The sequence below is a fragment of the Parafilimonas terrae genome, from assembly GCF_900115755.1.
Lineage (GTDB): Bacteria > Bacteroidota > Bacteroidia > Chitinophagales > Chitinophagaceae > Parafilimonas > Parafilimonas terrae.
In genome coordinates this window covers 95667-115199 of record NZ_FOXQ01000009.1, presented here as the reverse complement: position 1 = coordinate 115199, position 19533 = coordinate 95667, and the positions used below count along the sequence as shown (strand labels likewise).

General features: G+C 39.0%; 19 protein-coding genes. 9 read left to right on the top strand and 10 right to left on the bottom strand.

Features of this window, described 5'->3' with window-relative positions:
* Positions 1 to 43: 43 nt before the first annotated feature.
* The 3 genes from BM015_RS14805 (at position 44) to BM015_RS14795 (ending at position 3995) form a co-directional block, all read left to right on the top strand.
* Positions 44 to 601, top strand: coding sequence for a carboxymuconolactone decarboxylase family protein (locus BM015_RS14805; RefSeq protein ID WP_090660074.1), 558 nt, complete (start codon positions 44 to 46; stop codon positions 599 to 601).
* A gap of 292 nt (positions 602 to 893) precedes the next feature.
* On the top strand, positions 894 to 1706 hold the full coding sequence (locus BM015_RS14800) for a hypothetical protein (protein WP_090660071.1): 813 nt from the start codon (positions 894 to 896) through the stop codon (positions 1704 to 1706).
* A gap of 117 nt (positions 1707 to 1823) precedes the next feature.
* Positions 1824 to 3995 (top strand): TonB-dependent receptor family protein, encoded by a 2172-nt coding sequence (locus BM015_RS14795; RefSeq protein ID WP_090660068.1) that lies wholly within the window; start codon positions 1824 to 1826, stop codon positions 3993 to 3995.
* Positions 3996 to 4048: 53 nt separating this feature from the next.
* On the opposite strand, the gene BM015_RS14790 is transcribed toward BM015_RS14795, so the two are convergent.
* The 6 genes from BM015_RS14790 to BM015_RS14765 form a co-directional block, all read right to left on the bottom strand.
* Positions 4049 to 4936: a DUF4349 domain-containing protein gene (locus BM015_RS14790; protein WP_090660066.1), complete on the bottom strand. Its 888-nt coding sequence runs from the start codon at positions 4934 to 4936 to the stop codon at positions 4049 to 4051.
* A 458-nt stretch (positions 4937 to 5394) separates the two neighbouring features.
* Positions 5395 to 5805, bottom strand: a complete 411-nt coding sequence (locus BM015_RS14785) for an EVE domain-containing protein (RefSeq protein ID WP_090660063.1) — start codon at positions 5803 to 5805, stop codon at positions 5395 to 5397.
* A gap of 91 nt (positions 5806 to 5896) precedes the next feature.
* Positions 5897 to 6805: a dTDP-4-dehydrorhamnose reductase gene (rfbD, locus tag BM015_RS14780; RefSeq protein WP_090660060.1), complete on the bottom strand. Its 909-nt coding sequence runs from the start codon at positions 6803 to 6805 to the stop codon at positions 5897 to 5899.
* Between the two features lie 51 nt (positions 6806 to 6856).
* Positions 6857 to 7837, bottom strand: a complete 981-nt coding sequence (locus tag BM015_RS14775; protein WP_090660057.1) for a UDP-glucuronic acid decarboxylase family protein — start codon at positions 7835 to 7837, stop codon at positions 6857 to 6859.
* 103 nt (positions 7838 to 7940) lie between these two features.
* Positions 7941 to 9077, bottom strand: a complete 1137-nt coding sequence (locus BM015_RS14770; RefSeq protein WP_090660053.1) for a DegT/DnrJ/EryC1/StrS family aminotransferase — start codon at positions 9075 to 9077, stop codon at positions 7941 to 7943.
* Between the two features lie 110 nt (positions 9078 to 9187).
* Positions 9188 to 9799 (bottom strand): hypothetical protein, encoded by a 612-nt coding sequence (locus BM015_RS14765; protein ID WP_090660050.1) that lies wholly within the window; start codon positions 9797 to 9799, stop codon positions 9188 to 9190.
* 212 nt (positions 9800 to 10011) lie between these two features.
* On the opposite strand from BM015_RS14765, the gene BM015_RS14760 reads away from it, so the two are divergent.
* Both BM015_RS14760 and BM015_RS14755 read left to right on the top strand, forming a co-directional pair.
* Positions 10012 to 10599, top strand: a complete 588-nt coding sequence (locus tag BM015_RS14760; RefSeq protein WP_090660047.1) for a DUF4142 domain-containing protein — start codon at positions 10012 to 10014, stop codon at positions 10597 to 10599.
* Positions 10600 to 10728: 129 nt separating this feature from the next.
* Positions 10729 to 11997 (top strand): 3-deoxy-D-manno-octulosonic acid transferase, encoded by a 1269-nt coding sequence (locus BM015_RS14755; protein ID WP_090660043.1) that lies wholly within the window; start codon positions 10729 to 10731, stop codon positions 11995 to 11997.
* On the opposite strand, the gene BM015_RS14750 is transcribed toward BM015_RS14755, so the two are convergent.
* Complete coding sequence (locus BM015_RS14750; protein ID WP_090660040.1) at positions 11970 to 12665, bottom strand: hypothetical protein; 696 nt, start codon at positions 12663 to 12665, stop codon at positions 11970 to 11972. The genes BM015_RS14755 and BM015_RS14750 overlap by 28 nt on opposite strands.
* A gap of 63 nt (positions 12666 to 12728) precedes the next feature.
* On the opposite strand from BM015_RS14750, the gene BM015_RS14745 reads away from it, so the two are divergent.
* On the top strand, positions 12729 to 13304 hold the full coding sequence (locus BM015_RS14745; protein ID WP_090660037.1) for a thymidine kinase: 576 nt from the start codon (positions 12729 to 12731) through the stop codon (positions 13302 to 13304).
* Between the two features lie 279 nt (positions 13305 to 13583).
* Positions 13584 to 14201 (top strand): L,D-transpeptidase family protein, encoded by a 618-nt coding sequence (locus BM015_RS14740; RefSeq protein WP_177191918.1) that lies wholly within the window; start codon positions 13584 to 13586, stop codon positions 14199 to 14201.
* 82 nt (positions 14202 to 14283) lie between these two features.
* Here the strand turns inward: BM015_RS14740 and BM015_RS14735 are convergent, their stop codons facing one another.
* A complete protein-coding gene (locus BM015_RS14735; protein ID WP_090660031.1) occupies positions 14284 to 15210 on the bottom strand; it encodes a S66 peptidase family protein in 927 nt (308 codons plus the stop codon).
* Between the two features lie 80 nt (positions 15211 to 15290).
* Here BM015_RS14735 and BM015_RS14730 point away from each other — a divergent pair, with 80 nt between their 5' ends.
* On the top strand, positions 15291 to 16247 hold the full coding sequence (locus BM015_RS14730; protein WP_143075879.1) for a hydrolase: 957 nt from the start codon (positions 15291 to 15293) through the stop codon (positions 16245 to 16247).
* Positions 16248 to 16298: 51 nt separating this feature from the next.
* On the opposite strand, the gene BM015_RS14725 is transcribed toward BM015_RS14730, so the two are convergent.
* Together BM015_RS14725 and BM015_RS14720 are read right to left on the bottom strand one after the other, a co-directional pair.
* On the bottom strand, positions 16299 to 17477 hold the full coding sequence (locus BM015_RS14725) for a trans-sulfuration enzyme family protein (RefSeq protein WP_090660023.1): 1179 nt from the start codon (positions 17475 to 17477) through the stop codon (positions 16299 to 16301).
* Between the two features lie 94 nt (positions 17478 to 17571).
* Complete coding sequence (locus tag BM015_RS14720; protein ID WP_090660020.1) at positions 17572 to 17994, bottom strand: OsmC family protein; 423 nt, start codon at positions 17992 to 17994, stop codon at positions 17572 to 17574.
* A 115-nt stretch (positions 17995 to 18109) separates the two neighbouring features.
* Here BM015_RS14720 and BM015_RS14715 point away from each other — a divergent pair, with 115 nt between their 5' ends.
* The gene (locus BM015_RS14715) at positions 18110 to 19522 is read left to right on the top strand and encodes a chloride channel protein (RefSeq protein ID WP_090660302.1); all 1413 of its coding nucleotides are present in this window, start codon (positions 18110 to 18112) and stop codon (positions 19520 to 19522) included.
* Positions 19523 to 19533 lie beyond the last annotated feature (11 nt).

Genomic DNA, 19533 nt, shown 5'->3' with positions numbered 1-19533 from the left:
CCTGGCAGTGTGATTTTTAAACTTTATCAAACTAAAAATATTTATGGCACACATACAATTGAACGACGAAAATTTACCAGGTATTATCGGTTTAATGCATTACAGCCCCAAAACGGCAAAGCCTTTAAATGAGCTGGCTGAAGTGTTATTGGTGGACGATAACAGTTTAACACGCGGCGAAAGGGAATTAATAGCATCTTCTGTTTCATACTGGAATGATTGCCATTTCTGCCACACATCGCATGGCGCTGCGGCTGCTGCATTATTAAACCAGCCTGTTTCACTTATTGCAGATATAAAAAACGGCTTACAGCAAACAGCAGTGTCTGATAAAATGCGCGCCCTGCTTGCAATAGCCAGGCAGGTGCAAAAAGGCGGCAAGCATGTTACACCTGAACATATAGAAAAAGCAAAAGCTGAAGGCGCTTCTGATAAAGAAATTCATGATACAGTTTTAATAGCGGCTGCTTTTTGCATGTATAACCGTTATGTGGACGGGCTTGCAACTTGGGCGCCCGATACCGATGAAGCATTCATGCCAATGGGCGAGATGCTTGCAGAGAAAGGTTATAACGCTGTAACGCCGGTGGAAGCTGAATAAAGATTCTCTATTATAATACAAGCAAACACGCCCTGTTATTCTTAGCGGGGCAATTTTTAAAACAATCAGGATAATCACATAAAATATTGCGTTGTGTTATTAAATTTTAATAAACACAACAGGTAAAATATAATAACAAAAAATATCATAATATAAGCAATAGGCCTTGTTATTCATAACAGGGCATTTTTTAAAAAATAAAACTGCTGATTGGTTTTACAGCGACAATATGATTGCAGTGGATGAATGAGTAAAACACCTCAAAGCAGTAATATAATTTCTGAATACAACAATGAAAGACGGAACAGCACAAAAAATATATTACACATTACGCATTGCCTGCGCCATGTGTTTTATCGGCCATGGTTCGTTTGGCATTATTACCAAAGAGGTATGGTGTAATTATTTTGGGGTGTTTGGTATTGCCCGCGATGCATCATACATGCTCATGCCTTATGTTGGAATAATGGATATATGTATGGGCCTGCTTATACTGTTTTATCCATTAAGGGTTGTGTTTGGATGGCTGGTTATATGGGGCTTCATTACAGCATCGTTAAGGCCTTTATCAGGCGAACCATTTGCAGAGTTTATTGAGCGTGCAGGTAATTACGGTGCGCCGCTGGCTTTATTGCTTTTAACCTTTAAAGGCAATAACAATTTTAAAAGCTGGTTTAAAACTGTTGGTATTAATGATGTACAGTCAAACCCGGCAGTTATTAAAAGGGTTTATATCGCTTTAAGGATAATTGTATTCCTCTTGCTGCTTGGACACGGATGGCTTAACCTGATAGAAAAAAAATCTTTATTGAATCAATATGCATCGCTTGGCTTTTCCAATACAGTGCGTGTTGCGCATATTGTTGGTTCGCTGGAAATACTTGCTGCATGCATATCACTTATAAAGCCCCTGCATTCAGTGTTGCTTATATTTTTTATATGGAAGATGTTGAGCGAACTATTTTACCCGCAATGGGAAGTATTTGAATTTATTGAACGCGGGGGCAGTTACGGAGCAATACTGGCCCTATGGTTTATTACCAAACCTTCTTCCAGGTATTATTTTAATAACAAACAGCATGCAGGCGTTTCGGCGATGCTATAGTGATGAATGATGCGTAATGAGATCACTCACTATTCACTATTGACAACTCACGATTAACTTAAAGGGAATATATATAGCGAGGTTCCAGGAAACTATTGAAAAAACAAATTTGTACGAATGAAAAAAAACGGATTATTTTTTTTAGCGTTTTTAGGGCTGCAGGCCTCGGTTAAAGCACAGCAGGACACTATTCCAACAAGGCTGTTAGACACCGTTACGGTAAGCACAAAATTAAAAGGCAGTTATTATTTACCTGCCGTTGAAGGCACGGGTTTATTCGCCGGGAAAAAAACAAATGTGTTGTATGCAGCCACAATGGATGGCAATCTGGCGGCTAATGTTCAGCGCACTGCATTTGCAAAAATACCGGGCCTGAATATGTGGGAAATGGATGGTGCGGGTACACAGTTAAACATTGCAACACGCGGCACCGATGCGCATCGTTGCATTGAAATGAATATGCGGCAGAATGGTTACAACACTAATTCAGATATGTTTGGCTATCCTGAAAATCATTACACCGTTCCGCTGGAAGCCATACAGGAAGTGCAGTATATACGCGGTTCTGCGGCGTTGCAGTTTGGTTCGCAGTTTGGCGGTATGATGAATTTTATTTTGAAAGAGGCAGACAGTATCAAACCTTTTGCACTTGAAAGTGTGCAGACAGCAGGCTCTAACAATTTATTTAATTCCTATAATGCTGTTGGCGGCACCGCCGGTAAAATAAGTTATTATGCTTATTACGATTACAGGCATGGTGATGGCTGGCGTGATGAAGCCAGGTTTGATTATCATGCTTATTATGCCAATTTCAAATATAGTTTCAACAGCAAAGGCAGCATTGCTTTGCAGTTTTCAAGAATGGATTATGTGCAGCAAATAGCAGGTGGCTTGGATGATGATCAATTTAAACAAAATAATAAACAGGCCACAAGGGCAAGAAATTATTTTCAGCCATTTATAAATATACCGGCGCTTGTCTTCAATTATAATTTATCAAACCGCACACAATTGAATGTAACTGCACATGGCATATTTGGTGAACGTAACAGTGTGCAATTTATTAATCCGCCAAATATTGCTGATACATTCAATACGGCTATCGGTTCTTATAACCCGCGCCAGCTTGACCGTGATTATTATAAAGGCTTTACCACCGAAGCAAAAATTTTGCATAGTTATAATTTGGGCAAAAATGCAAGTGCGCTTTCTGCAGGTGTTCGTTATTTTAATGAAGACACAAGGCGCAAACAAAAAGGCACAGGTACAACCGGCAGCGATTTTGATCTTACGATGATTAAACCTTACGGCATTGACCTTAAACTGCATACTGCCAACTATGCTGTATTTGCCGAGAACATGTTTGCAGTTTCAAAAAACTTTATGGTTATTCCGGGCATACGTTATGAGGTCATCAATTCTTCTATGAATGGTGTATTGAATAATGCATCAGATCATGTGGCATATAAAGGCAAGCGCAGCTTTCCGTTGGCTGGTTTAGGGTTGCAATACCAGGTTGCAAAAACAGTTCAGGTATATGGAAATATTTCGCAGGCATACAGGCCGTATATCTATGCGAATATTACGCCGGCAACACAATTGGACCAGGTTGATCCAAACCTTAAAGACAGCAAAGGTTATGATATTGACCTGGGCATAAGGGGCAACATCAATAATGTATTTCGTTTTGATATTAATCCTTATTATTTATTTTATGGCGACAGGGTTGGCCTGTTATCTTTTGTTGGCAATGATAATGCAACACATCTTTTAACCACAAATATTGGCAATTCTGTTTCGAAAGGCGTGGAAGCTTATACGGAGCTTGTTGTTTGGAAAAACGGTTATACATCCTTTTTATCAGTGTTTAATTCTTTGGCGTATAATCATTCAAGATATACAAGCGCTGAAATAAATAAGTCGGGCGTTAATACCAGCATTAAAGGAAACTATGTTGAAAATTCGCCAGACTGGCTTGAGAAAGCAGGCGTTAATATGCAGTACAGGAATTTCAGTACAGGCTTTCAGTTTAGTTATACAAGTAAATGTTACAACGATGCTTTAAATACAGTAAGCAGTACAAACGGCGTTACCGGTTTAATTCCCGCTTATCATGTATGGGACTGGAATTTTAGCTGGAACATAGTTAAGCAGTTTACCTTATCCGGTGGCATTAATAATTTCACTAATGAAAAATATTTCAACCGCAGGATCACCATGTATCCCGGCCCCGGCATTTTACCTGCAGACGGAAGAACGTTTTATATAACGGGCAGAATAAAAATTTAGGTTCTTATTACGATGAAAAACGAAAGGGATGCGTGAAGCATCCCTTTCCTGTTTTAAGAGTGGGTTTTATATTTTTTAGGTTTGCCTCTTCTTAAATAAATAAGCATGACAATACCGCCAATGAGTAAAGGCCAGATGCTGATAAGAAACAATATAAGATTACTAATGAACAATGTGCCTGTTGAAAAAGCATCTGTCATTTTTATGAAGAAATTCGGCTTTTCATCTTTTGACGTTGAGCCATTGATATATTGATAATAGCTAAGATTAATGGTGCTGTATGCAGATGAATGCTGCAGGTAATTTATTCTTCCGTTTGCCGCTTCAATATCTTCCTGTATATCATTTATTTCATTTTGTACCTGCAGGATTTCATTCATATTTTTTGCCTGTTTCAGAAGCTGCAAATATTTATCACGTACAGCTATTTTCGCCTGCATGCGTGCTTTTGTGTCAACGGTTTCGCCTGTTACATCTGCAGTTGAAATATTCTTGTTCATTATTTTAATGCCATCACCGCCAAACGAATTTACCAGTGCATCAAACTGGGCAACAGGCACCTTGATGGTAATTGTGTTTTCAATCCTGTAATCTGTTTTCTGCTGATTTTCCCCTGCTATGTAAGCCCCATATTGTTTCAGTGAATTGTGAACAGATGTATTGAACATTTTATAATCTTTTACCTGTAATTGCACATCAGCCGTTTTAATTATTTTTCTGTCCCAGTCTGCATTGCCATTTTTCGTTAAGCCCGGAACATTGTTTACCGAAGGCGAACCAGTTGTGTCGGCTGCTGTTACCTGCTCTTCCTGCTTTCCGGTTGACTTATCTTGATCTGTTATGGTTTGATCTTCTAACTGAATATCCTTCGTTTCCTTTGCTCTATTGCAAGCGGGTAGCATCATGGCAAGTATTGCCATACAATAAATATAGCGTTTCATATAAGTTGATTATTTGGTTGATGAATTGAGATGCAAAAAAGAACCTGTTTGCATAAATGCAGGCTTACTATTTATGCGGTTAAATCTTTTTATTTTGGTGATGAATGTTGTTGCAAACAATAGCTGTTATGCTGCATTATAAACACAGCACACTTTAATTTAATAAACTTGATTTTTAGAAACTGAAATGATTTGCAAGCCTGCATGAATTAATTACCGGGCAGTAATTTTTGTAACCATCTAAATGCGTTAAAAGAAAGTAAAATGGAGAATGGCTTGAATAGTGAATAGCGAATGCTGTAAAATTGAACTGAAGTGTGAGTAAAGGGTTGTCAATAATGAATAACGAATGACTGATAAAGTAAAGCAGTAAATGGACCCGCAGCTTTCTTTCTTGCAGCTTGAGGCTTGTAGCTTACAGCAGATGAATTACTCACTATTCACCCACTGGCAACTTCCTATTTCATCCCGCCTAACTGCATAACAATATCCCATTCTTCATCTGTAACGGGTTGAACAGATAACCGCCCAAGCCTTACCAGCGCCATATTTTTTAAACGATCATCTGCTTTTACCTGTGCCAGTGTAACGGGCTTCTTTATCTTCTTCACCGGCTTTAAATCAACAACCACCCAGTTTGCATCATCAGTTGTGGGGTCCTGGTAAGCTTCTTTTGCAACTTTGGCAATGCCTACAATTTCGGTGCCTTCATTGCTGTGATAAAACAATACTTCGTCACCCTTTTTCATTGCCCTTAAATTATTTCGGGCAGCATAGTTTCTAACGCCATCCCAGAATGTTTGCTTGTCTTTTACAAACTGGTCCCAACTGTATTTAAAAGGTTCTGATTTTACAAGCCAGTAAGCCATAATCTATTGGTTAAATAATTAAAAAAGATAATTGCTATATTGAAATATATGATGCATTGTGAATTATCACCACTCACGGTTCACCATTCACTTATAATTTACTTAAACATTCTTTCAAACTATCTTTCCAATCCTTCAACTGAATATTGAAAGTGTTTACAATTTTTGTTTTATCAAACACAGAGTATGCAGGCCGTTTTGCAGGTGTTGGATAAGCTGATGTGGGAATGGGATTTACTGCACAATCTAATTGCTTAATGTCTCTTATAGCAACAGCAAAATCGTACCATGATATATCACCTTCATTGCTGAAATGATAAATACCGGGAAAGCCGTGAGCTGTGAGCTGTGAGCTGTGAGCATCTTCTTCCGTTTTTCTACCACTTACAGATGGGCGCTCATTACTTACAATTTGTATTATCGCTTCTGCCAGATCTTTTGCATAAGTGGGTGAGCCGAACTGATCACTTACAACATTAAGTTCCCTGCGTTCTTTCATTAAACGCAACATGGTTTTTACAAAGTTGGCGCCATACGCACTATATACCCATGATGTGCGGATAACAATAGTTTGCGGGCTATTATTCAGTGCAAGTTGCTCACCCGTTAATTTGGTATAACCATAATAATTTACCGGGTCGGTTTTATCATCTGTTTTATAAGGCTGCGTGCCCTTTCCGTCAAAAACATAATCTGTAGAAATATGAATGAGCCTTGTATTATATTGATGGCATTGTTTTGCAATATTGCCAACTGCTTCAGCATTTATTTTATAAGCCGTTGCCTGGTCTGTTTCTGCTTTATCAACTGCCGTATAAGCAGCACAGTTGATAAAAAAAGCAGGCTTGTATTTTTCAAAAGCCTCTTTTAGAATGTCTTCGTTTGCAATATCCAAATCATCCCTGTCCGTAAAAATAAACTGATGCTTATCTTCGGATGCAATGTCTTTCAATTCGCTGCCAAGCTGCCCTTTTTTTCCTGAAACTAAAATATAGTTCATACAAATTATTCTCTTACCAGGTTGTTTTTATAATTAGAGAAACGGTTAAATTTATTTCTGCTTTGTAAATTCTTTAGGCAGTTTATACCATTCTTCGCTTGACAGGTTTTTAAAATATTCATACGTTTTTTTCAGGCCTTCTGCTCTGCCTGTTTTGGGTTCCCAGCCTAAAATATTTTTTGCTTTTGTAATATCCGGCTGGCGTTGTTTGGGATCATCAACCGGTAATGGTTTATATGTAATCTTTACACTTGCGCCTGTAAGTTTCAGAATTTCTTCAGCAAAGTCTTTTAAAGAAATTTCGTGGGGGTTTCCAATGTTTACAGGCATTGCATAATCGCTCAGCAGTAAACGATAAATGCCTTCAATCAGATCATCAACATAACAGAAAGAACGCGTTTGGCTGCCATCGCCAAACACTGTTAAATCTTCACCACGTAAAGCCTGGCCAATGAATGCGGGCAATGCACGGCCATCATTTAAACGCATGCGCGGGCCGTAAGTATTGAAGATGCGAACAATTCTTGTTTCCACGCCGTGATAGGTATGATACGCCATCGTTATAGCTTCCTGGAAACGCTTGGCTTCATCGTACACGCCACGCGGGCCAACCGGGTTTACGTTGCCCCAATATTCTTCTGTTTGCGGATGAACAGCAGGATCGCCATATACTTCGCTGGTAGATGCCACCAGTATTCTTGCTTTTTTATCTTTTGCCAATCCAAGACAGTTATGCGTGCCAAGCGAACCAACCTTTAATGTTTGAATAGGTATTTTTAAATAGTCGATAGGGCTTGCGGGTGATGCAAAATGCAATATGTAATCAAGATTTCCAGGCACATGAATAAACTTTGAAACATCGTGATGATAATATTCAAATTCCTTCAAAGGAAAAAGATGCTCAATGTTTTTAATATCTCCTGTTATAAGGTTATCCATTGCAACAACCTGGTAACCTTCTTTAATAAAACGGTCGCATAAATGCGACCCTAAAAAACCTGCGGCGCCTGTAATAAGAATTCTTTTGCTCATAATATTTTTATTTGTAAATGTTTAGCCTTGGTGGTAGTGCAATGATAAGTAATATGTACTAAAATATTGTTTGATAAATGAGGCTGCATTTGCAGTGTGCACGTTAATTAAAAAATGCGAGCATATTTTCTGTTATGTATTTCAGTTGCTCATTATCTAATTCGGGGTGCATTGGTAATGAAATAACCCGTTCTGTTAACCAGTCCGTAACGGGCAGGTCATATTCAAAACCACCAAAGGTTTCAAACATTTTTTGCCTGTGGCCGGGCACAGGATAATAGATCATGTTTGGAATTTTTTTATCTGAAAGATAAGCGCTCAGTTCATCACGCAAACCTTTTTTATCGCTGTCTAAAATAAGCGTGTATTGATGAAAAACGTGCCTGTTGTTTTTTGCCCTGAATGGTGTTTTTATAGTGGAATGATTAGCAAATGCTGCATCATAATAATCGGCCACTTTTATACGTGCATTAATGTTGGCATCAAGATACTGCAGCCTTATATTTAAAATAGCAGCCTGAATGGTATCAAGCCTTGAATTACAACCCACCACATCATGATAATACCTTTTGCTCTGGCCGTGATTGGCAATCATCGTAAGTTTTTGCGCCAACGCATCGTCATTTGTAAAAATTGCTCCGCCGTCACCATAAGCGCCCAGGTTTTTTGCAGGATAAAAAGATGTGGTTCCAATGGTTCCAATCGTGCCTGCTTTTTTACTGCTGCCATCTTTAAAAAAATAATCGCCGCCAATAGATTGCGCATTGTCTTCTATCACAAATAAATTATGTTCTTCCGCTACCTGCATCACAGCTTCCATATCACAGCTTTGCCCATATAAATGCACCGGTACAATGGCTTTTGTTTTTGGGGTAATGGCCTTGCGCAAACTATCAATATCAATATTGAATGTTTGTTTATCCACCTCTACAAAAACAGGTTTTAAACGCAGCAAAGCCACCACTTCAGTTGTGGCAATGTAAGTGAACGATGGTGTAATAACTTCATCGCCGGGCTGCAGGTCTAAAGCCATCATGGCTATTTGCAAAGCATCAGTTCCGTTGGCACATGGAATAACATGCTTTACATTCAGGTAATCTGCCAATGCTTTGCTGAATTCCTGCACAGGCCTGCCGTTTATAAACGCAGCGCTTTCTATAACATCAATAACAGCCGTATCAATTTCTTTCTTTAAACGTTGATACTCTGTTTTTAGGTCAACCATTTGTATAGCACGCATGAGAAAAATTTGCGGGCAAAAGTAGGAAAAGTTAAGGAGTATGTTTTTCAGGGTTCATTACTGTCATAAAAAAGCCCCCGCATGGCGGAGGCTTGGTGATTGGTGTTTTTTTATTCATTATCGCCTAAACTGTAGGCATTATTTTCTTCGTCTTCTTCACCAATATCTTCTTCTGCATCGTCAAGGTCTTCCCCCGGAATATCAAGGTCATCTCCGGAAAAATCTTCCCCTTCATTTAAATCTTCTCCATCTTCATCAGTATCATCAAGTTCAGATTCAAACAGGTTTTCATTATCCTCCGTATCCGTTTGTTCCGTTCTTTCAAGCGCAATCTTCTCATCTTCCGTTACGTCAGCATCGTCGCTTGAAGGTTCTTCAGTTATACCTGGATCATCTTCTTCATCGGGATCACCATCCGGTTCGTCTGTTGTTTCAGGTTCTTCATCGCTTGAAATAATAAGATCATTTTCGTCAATTTCTTCGCCCACAGGCAACCGTTCACTTGCATACTCGGCTTCATCTTCGCCAAAAAGGCCAACACCTTCTTCATCATCACTTGAAATGGTTGTATCAGCCATTTCACGCAATTCGGGTACGTGAACATTTTCCTGGCCGGGAATATCTTTTACATCGGGTAAGTCAATTGTTGTTTCTTCAGGCTCAAGCTTTGCCTTATCTTTTTCTGAATCATGAATGTCGGAAGTTAAATTTTTATCAGCCATATGCTTTTTAATTTGGAAGTTACGAAAACAATGCCATGAAGTATTTTGTTTTTTTAAGAACTATTTATTTAATACTAAAATGATATTGGTTAAACGTAGCGTAAAAATATCCACATAAATAAAAATATCAGGCGGGCTGCTTAGAAGGAAAATTTATGGCTTGGCATTTGAAACAATTACACCATTCTAATCTTTACAAAAAATAATAATTTATGAAAAAGTTAATAGGTATTATTTGCGTAGGATGCCTTGGAGTGTTTGGCGCCTGCAACAACAGTTCTTCAAACCAGGACAGCGTAGATAGTGCGCAGGACATGAACGACAGTATGCTGCCCGATAGCAATTCATCTGCTATGAATTCAGCACCAGCATCGGAAGAGGATGCAAAATGGGCCGTGGATGTTGCCAATGCGGGCATGACAGAGATTGAATTAAGCAAAGTGGCACAAATGAAAGCGGGCGACCCGAGGCTTAAAGATTTTGCTGATATGATGGTAACAGATCATACTGCCGCTGCTGATAAATTGAAACAACTTGCAGCCGCCAAAAGCATTACACTGCCGGATAAGCTGAGTGATGCTTCTCAGAAAATGCTGGATGACCTGAATAAAAAAACAGGTAAAGACTTTGATAAAGCCTACACAAATGATATGCTTGACGGGCATAAAGATGCCGTTGATGCTTTTGATAAAGGCAGCAAGAATTTACAGGACGCCGATTTAAAGAATTTCGCTTCTACAACACTGCCTACCCTTCAAATGCACCAGGATTCAATAAAGGCAATAGCAGGAAAAAAATAAATCCACTATAATCAATAAAAACCGTCTTCTTAAGAGGCGGTTTTTTTATGTATATAAATTGTGAAGATGATTGTTTGAATTAAAGTTGATGTAAGTGCCATATATAATAATTTTATTTTTTGTTTCTGCATGTTTACATTTTTCTACAACATTTTTATAAAGCTTTATCCCATTGGCGCTGCTATAATATCGCCATTTAATGAAAAAGCTGCATTATGGATAAAAGGCAGAAAAAATATTTTTAATAAAATAAGTGCGGCAATTGCTGATGATACATCGCTAAAGATCTGGATGCATTGTTCTTCACTTGGTGAATTTGAACAGGGCAGGCCGCTGCTTGAAAAATTCCGGCAATTACATCCTTCTTATAAACTGGTGTTGACTTTTTTTTCACCTTCAGGCTATGAGGTGCAGAAAAATAATAAAGTTGCTGATTATATTTTTTACCTGCCTGTTGATTCAAAACCAAACGCAAAAAAATTTGTTCAATTAATCCGGCCTTCGCTTGTTGTTTTTGTAAAATATGAATACTGGTATTATTATTTAAAAGAAATTAATAAGCGCAATATCCCGTTAATACTTGTATCGGGTATTTTCTTTCCTGGTTTTTCTTTTTTCCAATGGTATGGAAAACTGCAGAGGCAAATGCTCACGTTTTTCACGCATTTTTTTGTGCAAACGGAAGATTCTAAAAACCTGTTGCATTCAATTAATGTTAATAATGTAACCGTATCCGGCGATACCAGGTTTGATCGTGTTTTGGAAGTAGCGTCTGAATTAAAACAGTTTCCTGTAATTGAAAATTTTATTAGCGATAAAAAAGTTGTTGTCGCCGGCAGCACGTGGACAGAAGATGATGAAGCGCTTGATCATTTCGCCAACACACGCCCCGAGTTAAGATTTATAGTGGCGCCGCATGATATAAGTAAAGAAAGGCTTGAAGAATGCTGCAAATTGTATAAGCACGCCATATTATTTTCTGAATATGAGAAAGCTATTGCCGGCAGTCAGCCGTTGCCTAATAACATCAATACATTGATTATTGATAATATAGGCACACTTAAATTTCTGTACCGTTACGCAACTATATGTTATGTGGGCGGCGGTTTTGGCGATGATGGTATTCATAACATTCTTGAAGCAGCCGTGTATTATAAACCTGTTTTATTCGGGCCGGCATTTGATAAATTTTATGAAGCCTTGCAACTGATTGATAAGGGCGGCGCCTTTGATGTGGAAGATGCCATTGAACTGGAAGCACAATTAGACGACCTATTGCAGGATGAATATTTATACAGGCAGGCCTGCCGTATTGCCGGTGATTATGTAAAAGATAATGCAGGCGCAACAGGCATTATTATGAAGTATATTCAGGAAAAACGCCTTCTTACCAGTTGATCGAATAAAACGGATGCCGGGCTGTTTTCGTTCCAGCCAAGTTTTAATTTCAGTTCCCTTTTTATCCATAGTTCCGCTTCGCCATAAATATTAAAACTATTGATGGTTTTAATGCTGCGGTCATACATGGTTTGATCACCGCGGAACAATTCATTGATAAAAAGATACTGATCATTAATGCCAATGCCTTTCCGCAAATCTTTTATGGGCCCTGTACTTATATTTTGCGCAACTTCTTTTTGTGAAGATGATTGTTGTTTCAGCCTGTCATTCAAACTTTCCTGTTGCGAGAGCGTTTCATTAACTTCCTGTTGTTTCAGTGCAAGTGTTGGTATTTCTACCATTGGATTGAAATAATCAAATTTATCTTCTTCTTCATCCGGCTGAAATACCGCTTCTTCATTTTCTTCAGTTTCTATAATTGGCTCAGGTTGCTCCGGATCTGTTGATGCAGGAGGAAGTATTGTTTCAATGCTGGTTTCACTCACAAAAGCGCCGCGGGCGGCGGGATAAAATACCGCAATGGATTGCTGCCTGTGCTGTTCATTTTGGGCAGACCTTTCCAATTCAGATAAAAGCAACTGCGCTGTTATGCGCAATTGTTCATTTCCTGCTTTACTGTCATACAGTTCCTGTAAACGAGCTATTAATAAGCCGGCTTTTTCCATAAGATATCTATATTTGAAAGCTTTACGTTATGGAATAACGATGTAAAGTTAAAATTTATTTCGATGTTTATTGAACCACATATAAAAGGCGGTAAGCGGGGATGGATTGAAGTGATCTGCGGTTCTATGTTTAGCGGTAAAACGGAAGAGCTTATACGCAGGCTGAAACGGGCGCGTATAGCGCATCTTAAAACAGAAATATTTAAACCGGCCATTGATACGCGTTATGATGAAATGAATGTGGTAAGCCACGACGAAACCACCATTATAGCGCAGCCGGTGCAACATTCACAAAACATTTTATTACTGGCAGATGATGCCGATGTTATTGGCATTGATGAAGTGCAGTTTTTTGACAGCGGTATTGTTAGCGTTTGCGAACAGCTTGCTTTAAACGGCATACGCGTAATTGTTGCCGGGCTTGATATGGATTTTTCAGGTAAACCTTTCGGCCCTGTGCCGCAATTGCTGGCGGTGGCCGATTATATTACCAAGCTGCATGCCATTTGTGTGCATTGCGGCAATATTGCCAATATATCGTACCGTAAAACAAAACAAAGCGGGCAGGTGGTAATTGGTGAACTGGATGTGTATGAGCCAAGATGCAGGGTTTGTTATGAGAAAGGGGATGAGGTGTGAGGATGGTTGACTGAGTTGAAAGGAATTGGTAATTTGGAATTGGAAGCAAAAAGAAAAAATGTGCATATTGGCATATTAGAAAACATGCTCAAATTATCCATCATTATAAACCCCGCAGTAAACAAATAGAAATATTTGTTTTGCGGTATGAAACAAGACCTCGCTAAGTTTAAATATTAATACCTAGCAAATAAATCAATGAAACCTGTCTTAATCTTATTCTTTTGTATCCTGATAATATTTGTCAAAGCGCAATCAATCAGCGCTTTTAATCAATATATGCCTAACAATAACCAGGTACTTTTTGTAAAAACGCCTTCTGCCAGTTCAATAAAAGGAAATATGTTTTTGTATGAAAGAAAGAATGAAAAACAATCCTGGAAACTTGCAGATTCATTTCCTGTAACTGTTGGCCGTTCAGGACTTGCAAAAGATGCACATAGTGTAATTCCCTTGAATGATAATTTACCTGTTAAGCAGGAAGGCGATGGCAAATCTCCATCCGGTATTTTTAAGTTGTGGAAAGTGTTCAGTTATCATAACCTCCAAAATTTAAAAATGCCTTTTGTGCAGGTTGATACAAATTTTTATTGTGTAGATGATGTTAACTCCCGTTATTATAACCAGTTAATTCTTGCTGATACTGCCATAAAAGATTTCAACAGTTTCGAACACATGAAACTCAGCAGCAACGGTTATGAATACGGTGTTTGGGTTTTATACAACAGCAATCCTGCAATCGCCGGTAACGGCTCCTGTATTTTTCTGCATGTGTGGAGAGATGAAAATACGCCAACATCCGGCTGTACTGCCATGGCAAAGGAAAATATGCTGAAGTTAATTCACTGGCTTGATGAGAAGAAAAATCCTGTGTTATTGCAAGTGGTTGAAGAATAGTTGAATAGTTGATATGTTGATTGAGTTGATATGTTAACTACGTTTTGCATTGATAGTGCACGCAAGTAATTTTCTAAACCAGTCAACTTACCAACCTGTCAACTCGCTCCGTAAGCATTACAGCGGCTTCGGTTACATTAAGCTGAAAATTGCCGCCTGCTTTTAATGCATAATTTTCGTTTACATGGCCAACCGGGAAATCGAAACAAACCGGGTAATTATATTCTTTCACTTTATCAAATATCAGCTCGTATAATTCTTGCCCGAATGGAATAGTTGTGTCTTTCATATCGGCAAATTTGCCAACGATAAGACCTGAAAGACTGTCTAATTTGCCTGCACGTTTTAGTTGCAGCAACATTCTGTCTATGTTGTATAAATACTCGCCAATATCTTCAATAAACAGTATTTTATTTTTTGTGCTGATGCCTGATCGTGTTCCAACAATATGTGCCAGCAAAGAAAGATTACCGCCAATCAATTCCCCTGTGCCAATACCATTCCTGTTTAAATGATGAACCGTGGTTGTATAAGATTGCAATTTGCCTGTAATGCTATCACAGATTGATTGAATATAAATTTTATTTTCTTCTATTTCATTAAAAGCGGAAGCCATTGGCGCATGTAATGAGGCAATGTTATAGTTTGAATAGACGTGGCAAAGAAGGAGGGTTATATCGCTGTAGCCAATGATCCATTTGGGATGCTGTACAAATTTTCTGAAGTTAACATGGTCAATAATCCTGCTTAAACCATAACCGCCCCTTGCACAAAAAATGGCTTTTATATTTTCATTATCCAGCATGGATTGCAGGTCATCTAACCGTTCCTCATCAGTACCTGAAAAATAACTGCATTGGGCGCCTAATGTTTTTCCACGTTCAACTTTAAATCCCCATTGATGCAATGTATCGATGCAGCGCTGCATTTTTTCAAGCGGCATGCAACCGGAGGGACAAATCATGCCAATTCTATCGCCAGGTTTTAAGTATGGAGGAATTATAGCCATTTGTTTAAGTATTGTTTTTACATTGCCTGCTGGCTGTATTTTTCAAAATAAAATTATTTTTATCAGTAAGGATGAATATTATGAAAAGGCTACAGGTTTTATTTTTTGCTTTTATATTTTTTGTGTCATGCGGCAATAATGAAAATGATACTGTACAAAAAAGTTTTGCAGATAAATCAATCAGTAACGGCAGAACAACTGCAAAGAAATTTTTATTTGATAATACCAAAGCAGAAACTGCAGGCAATGCCGATTGGGTAATTGATGAAGATAATAATCTTGCAAAGCGGTTGCCAACACCGGCGCAGGAAAACATTAATGCATCAACACCTGAAACTTACTGGACAGGCGCTTTATCATCATGGGGTATTGCATTGGTAAAACAAAAACAGCAGGTAGAAACTTTACAGGAAAATGGCCACATTACTTATGGCGATTCAAAAAATATGCAAGACCTCTCGCATTACGATGTTTTTATTATTGATGAACCCAATATCCGTTTCAGCAATAATGAAAAATCGGCTATTATAAATTTTGTAAAGAATGGTGGCGGGTTGTTTATGATTGCAGATCATGATCATTCAGACCGCAATAATGATGGCTGGGATTCCCCTGCTATATGGAATGATTTAATGGATAATAATACCATTCAAAAAGACCCGTTTGGCTTTTCTGTTTATAAAACCAATATCAGCCAAAGGTCTTCCAATATTACAGCAGTTAAAAACCCGGTTACACAAGGCTTGCAGGGAGAAGTAACATCCCTGCAATTCAATAATGGCGCAACTATTACGCTTACGTCGCCCACTGCCAAAGGATTATGCTGGATGAATAATTACCCGCAAAATAACATACGTGCAATGGCTGCTTACAGCACTTATGGCAAAGGAAGAATAGTTGTTATTGGCGATAGTTCACCTGCTGATGACGGCACCGGCGCTAAAGGCAACAAGCTGCATGATGGCTGGAATGCTGTTGGTGAGAACCATTCCAACTTTTTTATTAATGCATCGTTGTGGCTGGCGAAGCTGCAATGATAAAGCAGGCAAATGTCAGTATTCAGCTATTGGCAAATAAGAGACCAGGCATTAATCTAGCGCCTGGTTCAGATCATTAATAATATCATCCGCAAATTCAAGTCCCACAGAAATTCTTATTAAGCCTGGCGTAATGCCCACATTCAATCTTTCCTGCTCGGTAAGTTTTGAATGTGTGGTGCTGGCAGGGTGTGATGCTATGCTTCTTGTATCGCCGAGATTGGCCGTCATAGAAAGCATCTTTAATTTATTCAGGAATTGCCTTCCTTTTTCTACGCCGCCTTTTACTTCAACACAAACAATGCCTCCGCCTGCTTTCATTTGCTTCTTTGCAATTTCATACTGCGGATGGTCTTCCATAAAAGGATATTTCACCCACTCCACATTTTTATGTTGCTTTAATGCCTGCGCCACTTTCATTGCATTCTCGCAGTGGCGCTGCAACCGCACATCCAATGTTTCAAGGCTCTTGCTTAATACCCATGCATTAAACGGCGACAATGAGGGGCCTGTATTGCGGCTGAATAGGTAGATGTCCTTAATCAAATCTTTTCTCCCAACAACAATACCACCTAAAACGCGGCCTTGCCCGTCAAGCCATTTTGTTGCAGAATGCACAATTATGTCCGCACCATATAATATGGGTTTTTGCAGCAAAGGCGTGGCAAAACAGTTGTCAACATTATAAATAAGGTTATGCTGCCTGGCAAATTTTCCAGCCCATTCCAGGTCAATAATTTCAAGCTGCGGATTGGTTGGCGTTTCAATAAATAACATCTTGCTGTTAGGCTTTACGGCTTTTTCCCATGCCGCTTTATCATCAGCATCAACCAAAGTAGTTTCAATGCCGTAACGCGGTAAAAATTTTGTGACCATGGTATGTGTACTGCCAAATACCGAACTGCAGCATATTAAATGATCGCCCTGTTTTAGCAATGCAAACATTGATGCAAACACCGCTGCCATGCCCGATGCTGTTGCATAGCCTGCTTCAGCGCCTTCCAGTGCACACATTTTTTTTATAAACTCGTCAACGTTGGGGTTTGTAAAACGGCTGTAAATATTTTCTTCCCTTTCATCCGCAAATGCAGCCCGCATGGTTTCTGCTTCATCAAAGCAAAAACTGCTTGTTAAATAAAGCGGCGCGGAATGTTCTTTTTCGCCGGTTCTTTCAATTTGTATTCTTATTGCTTCTGTTAATTCATTGCGTTTATTGCTTGTCTCGCTCATTTATTTGAGTATTGTTTATTGAATATTGATTGTTTAAAGAGCTTTGGTAAAGTCCGGAGGCTTTGCAGAGTGGCAGCTACTCATCGTTCATCACTCATTTTTCCACTTTCACACTCCACTTAATATCAGCGCCTGCCCGTCTTAATGTTTCAGCTACGGAGCAATATTTATTGATGGATAATTCAACGGCCCGTTGCGCTTTGCTTTCATCAACATCGCCATAAATTATAAATTCAAGCTCCACTTTTTTCCACACAGAAGGTTCAACACCAGCTTCTCTTTCACCCCGCACAATAGTTTTATAATCTGTTACGTCCTGTCTTTGTTTTTTCAGAATTGATATTACATCCATGCCACTGCATCCTGCAAGTGCCATTAATACCATCTGCATTGGCCTTACGCCAAAATTATCCCCGCCATGCTCCGGGCTGTTATCTATTTTAACAGATTGTCCGTATTCATCTTTTACTTCAAAACCATAATCTCCATGCACCCGGTTTAATTCAACTGTTATCATTTTTAATTTTTATTTGCCTGCAAAAATACTGTATGTTATTAATTTGATTTTATATTATGGATATTGGAAACACATATTGTTAAATTTGCCTCACATTGCAACAGTAAAAAAATCAATGAAAGATTTTTCCAGGAAAATTTATACCAATATCCGCCTTAAACTAAAGGGTGCATTCGATGCCATCAGCAATGAAAATATTAAAAGTAATATTCTGCAGGCAGTGCCTTTCTGGATAGCTTCAATTATAACAGGGTTGATTGCCGTTCTCTATACAAAAATGTTTGCGCTATCTGAATCCATAAGAGGCTGGATATTTCATTCACATTCCTGGCTTTTCTTTATAATAACACCTGTTTGCTTTATTATTTCATGGTGGGTGGTTGCAAAGTTTTCGCCTTATGCAAAAGGCAGCGGCATTCCACAGGTTATGGCAGCTATTGAATTGTCCACGCCGAGGTATAACAGCAAAATAAAAAAGATGCTGAGCCTTCCTGTTATTTTCGTAAAGATCATTTCTTCTTTAATTATGACATTGGGCGGCGGCATTATAGGCAGGGAAGGGCCCACTATACAAATTGCGGGTTCTATTTTCAGAAAAGTGAACGAGTGGCTGCCTGCTTGGTACCCGAAAATTTCAAAGCGTATTATGATCATGACCGGCGCTGCAGCCGGGCTTGCAGCGGCATTTAATACGCCGCTTGGCGGTATTGTGTTTGCTATTGAAGAGCTTACCAAAACACATCTCAGTTATTTTAAAACGGCCATTTTTACGGCTGTTATTATTGCCGGTTTAACTGCGCAAGGCTTCCTGGGCTCATATTTATATTTAGGCTACCCGCAAATCAATGCGCTTTCATGGTGGATATTCAGCGTAGTGATAGTTGTGGGCGCTGTAGCCGGTTTTCTCGGTGCATACTCAAGCCGTGTTGTGCTGCTTATACAGAAATGGAAGTCAACATTTAAATTTCAATACCAGCATATTTTATACCTGGTATTTTGTGCGCTTCTTATTGCCAGCTTTGCTTTTTTCTTTAGTGCGGATTCAATTGGTTCCGGTAAAGATTTAATGGTGAAAGCGTTATTTACTTCAGAAAAATATACAGCGTGGTATATGCCGGTACTTAGAATAACGGGCACCATTTTCTCATTTACAGCCGGTGGCGCCGGTGGTATTTTTGCGCCTGCATTAAGTGCCGGGGCAAGCATAGGCTCGCTGGTATCAGGCTGGTTTAATTTAAATGGGAGCGATGCCAACATTATTATTCTTTGTGGCATGGTAAGCTTCCTTACAGGTGTTACACGCTCGCCATTTACCTGTGCCATTCTTGTTTTGGAAATGACTGACCGTAATAACCTTATTTTTCATTTAATGTTTGCAGGCCTCGTTGCAAGCATAGCTTCGCTGCTGGTGGATAAGCATTCATTATACCATCATCTTAAAGACCAGTACCAGCATGAATTAATGCATGAAGACGATGAAAAACCACAGCAAACTGCGGGCGACATAAAAGCAGGAAGCGGCACATAAAAATGAATAAT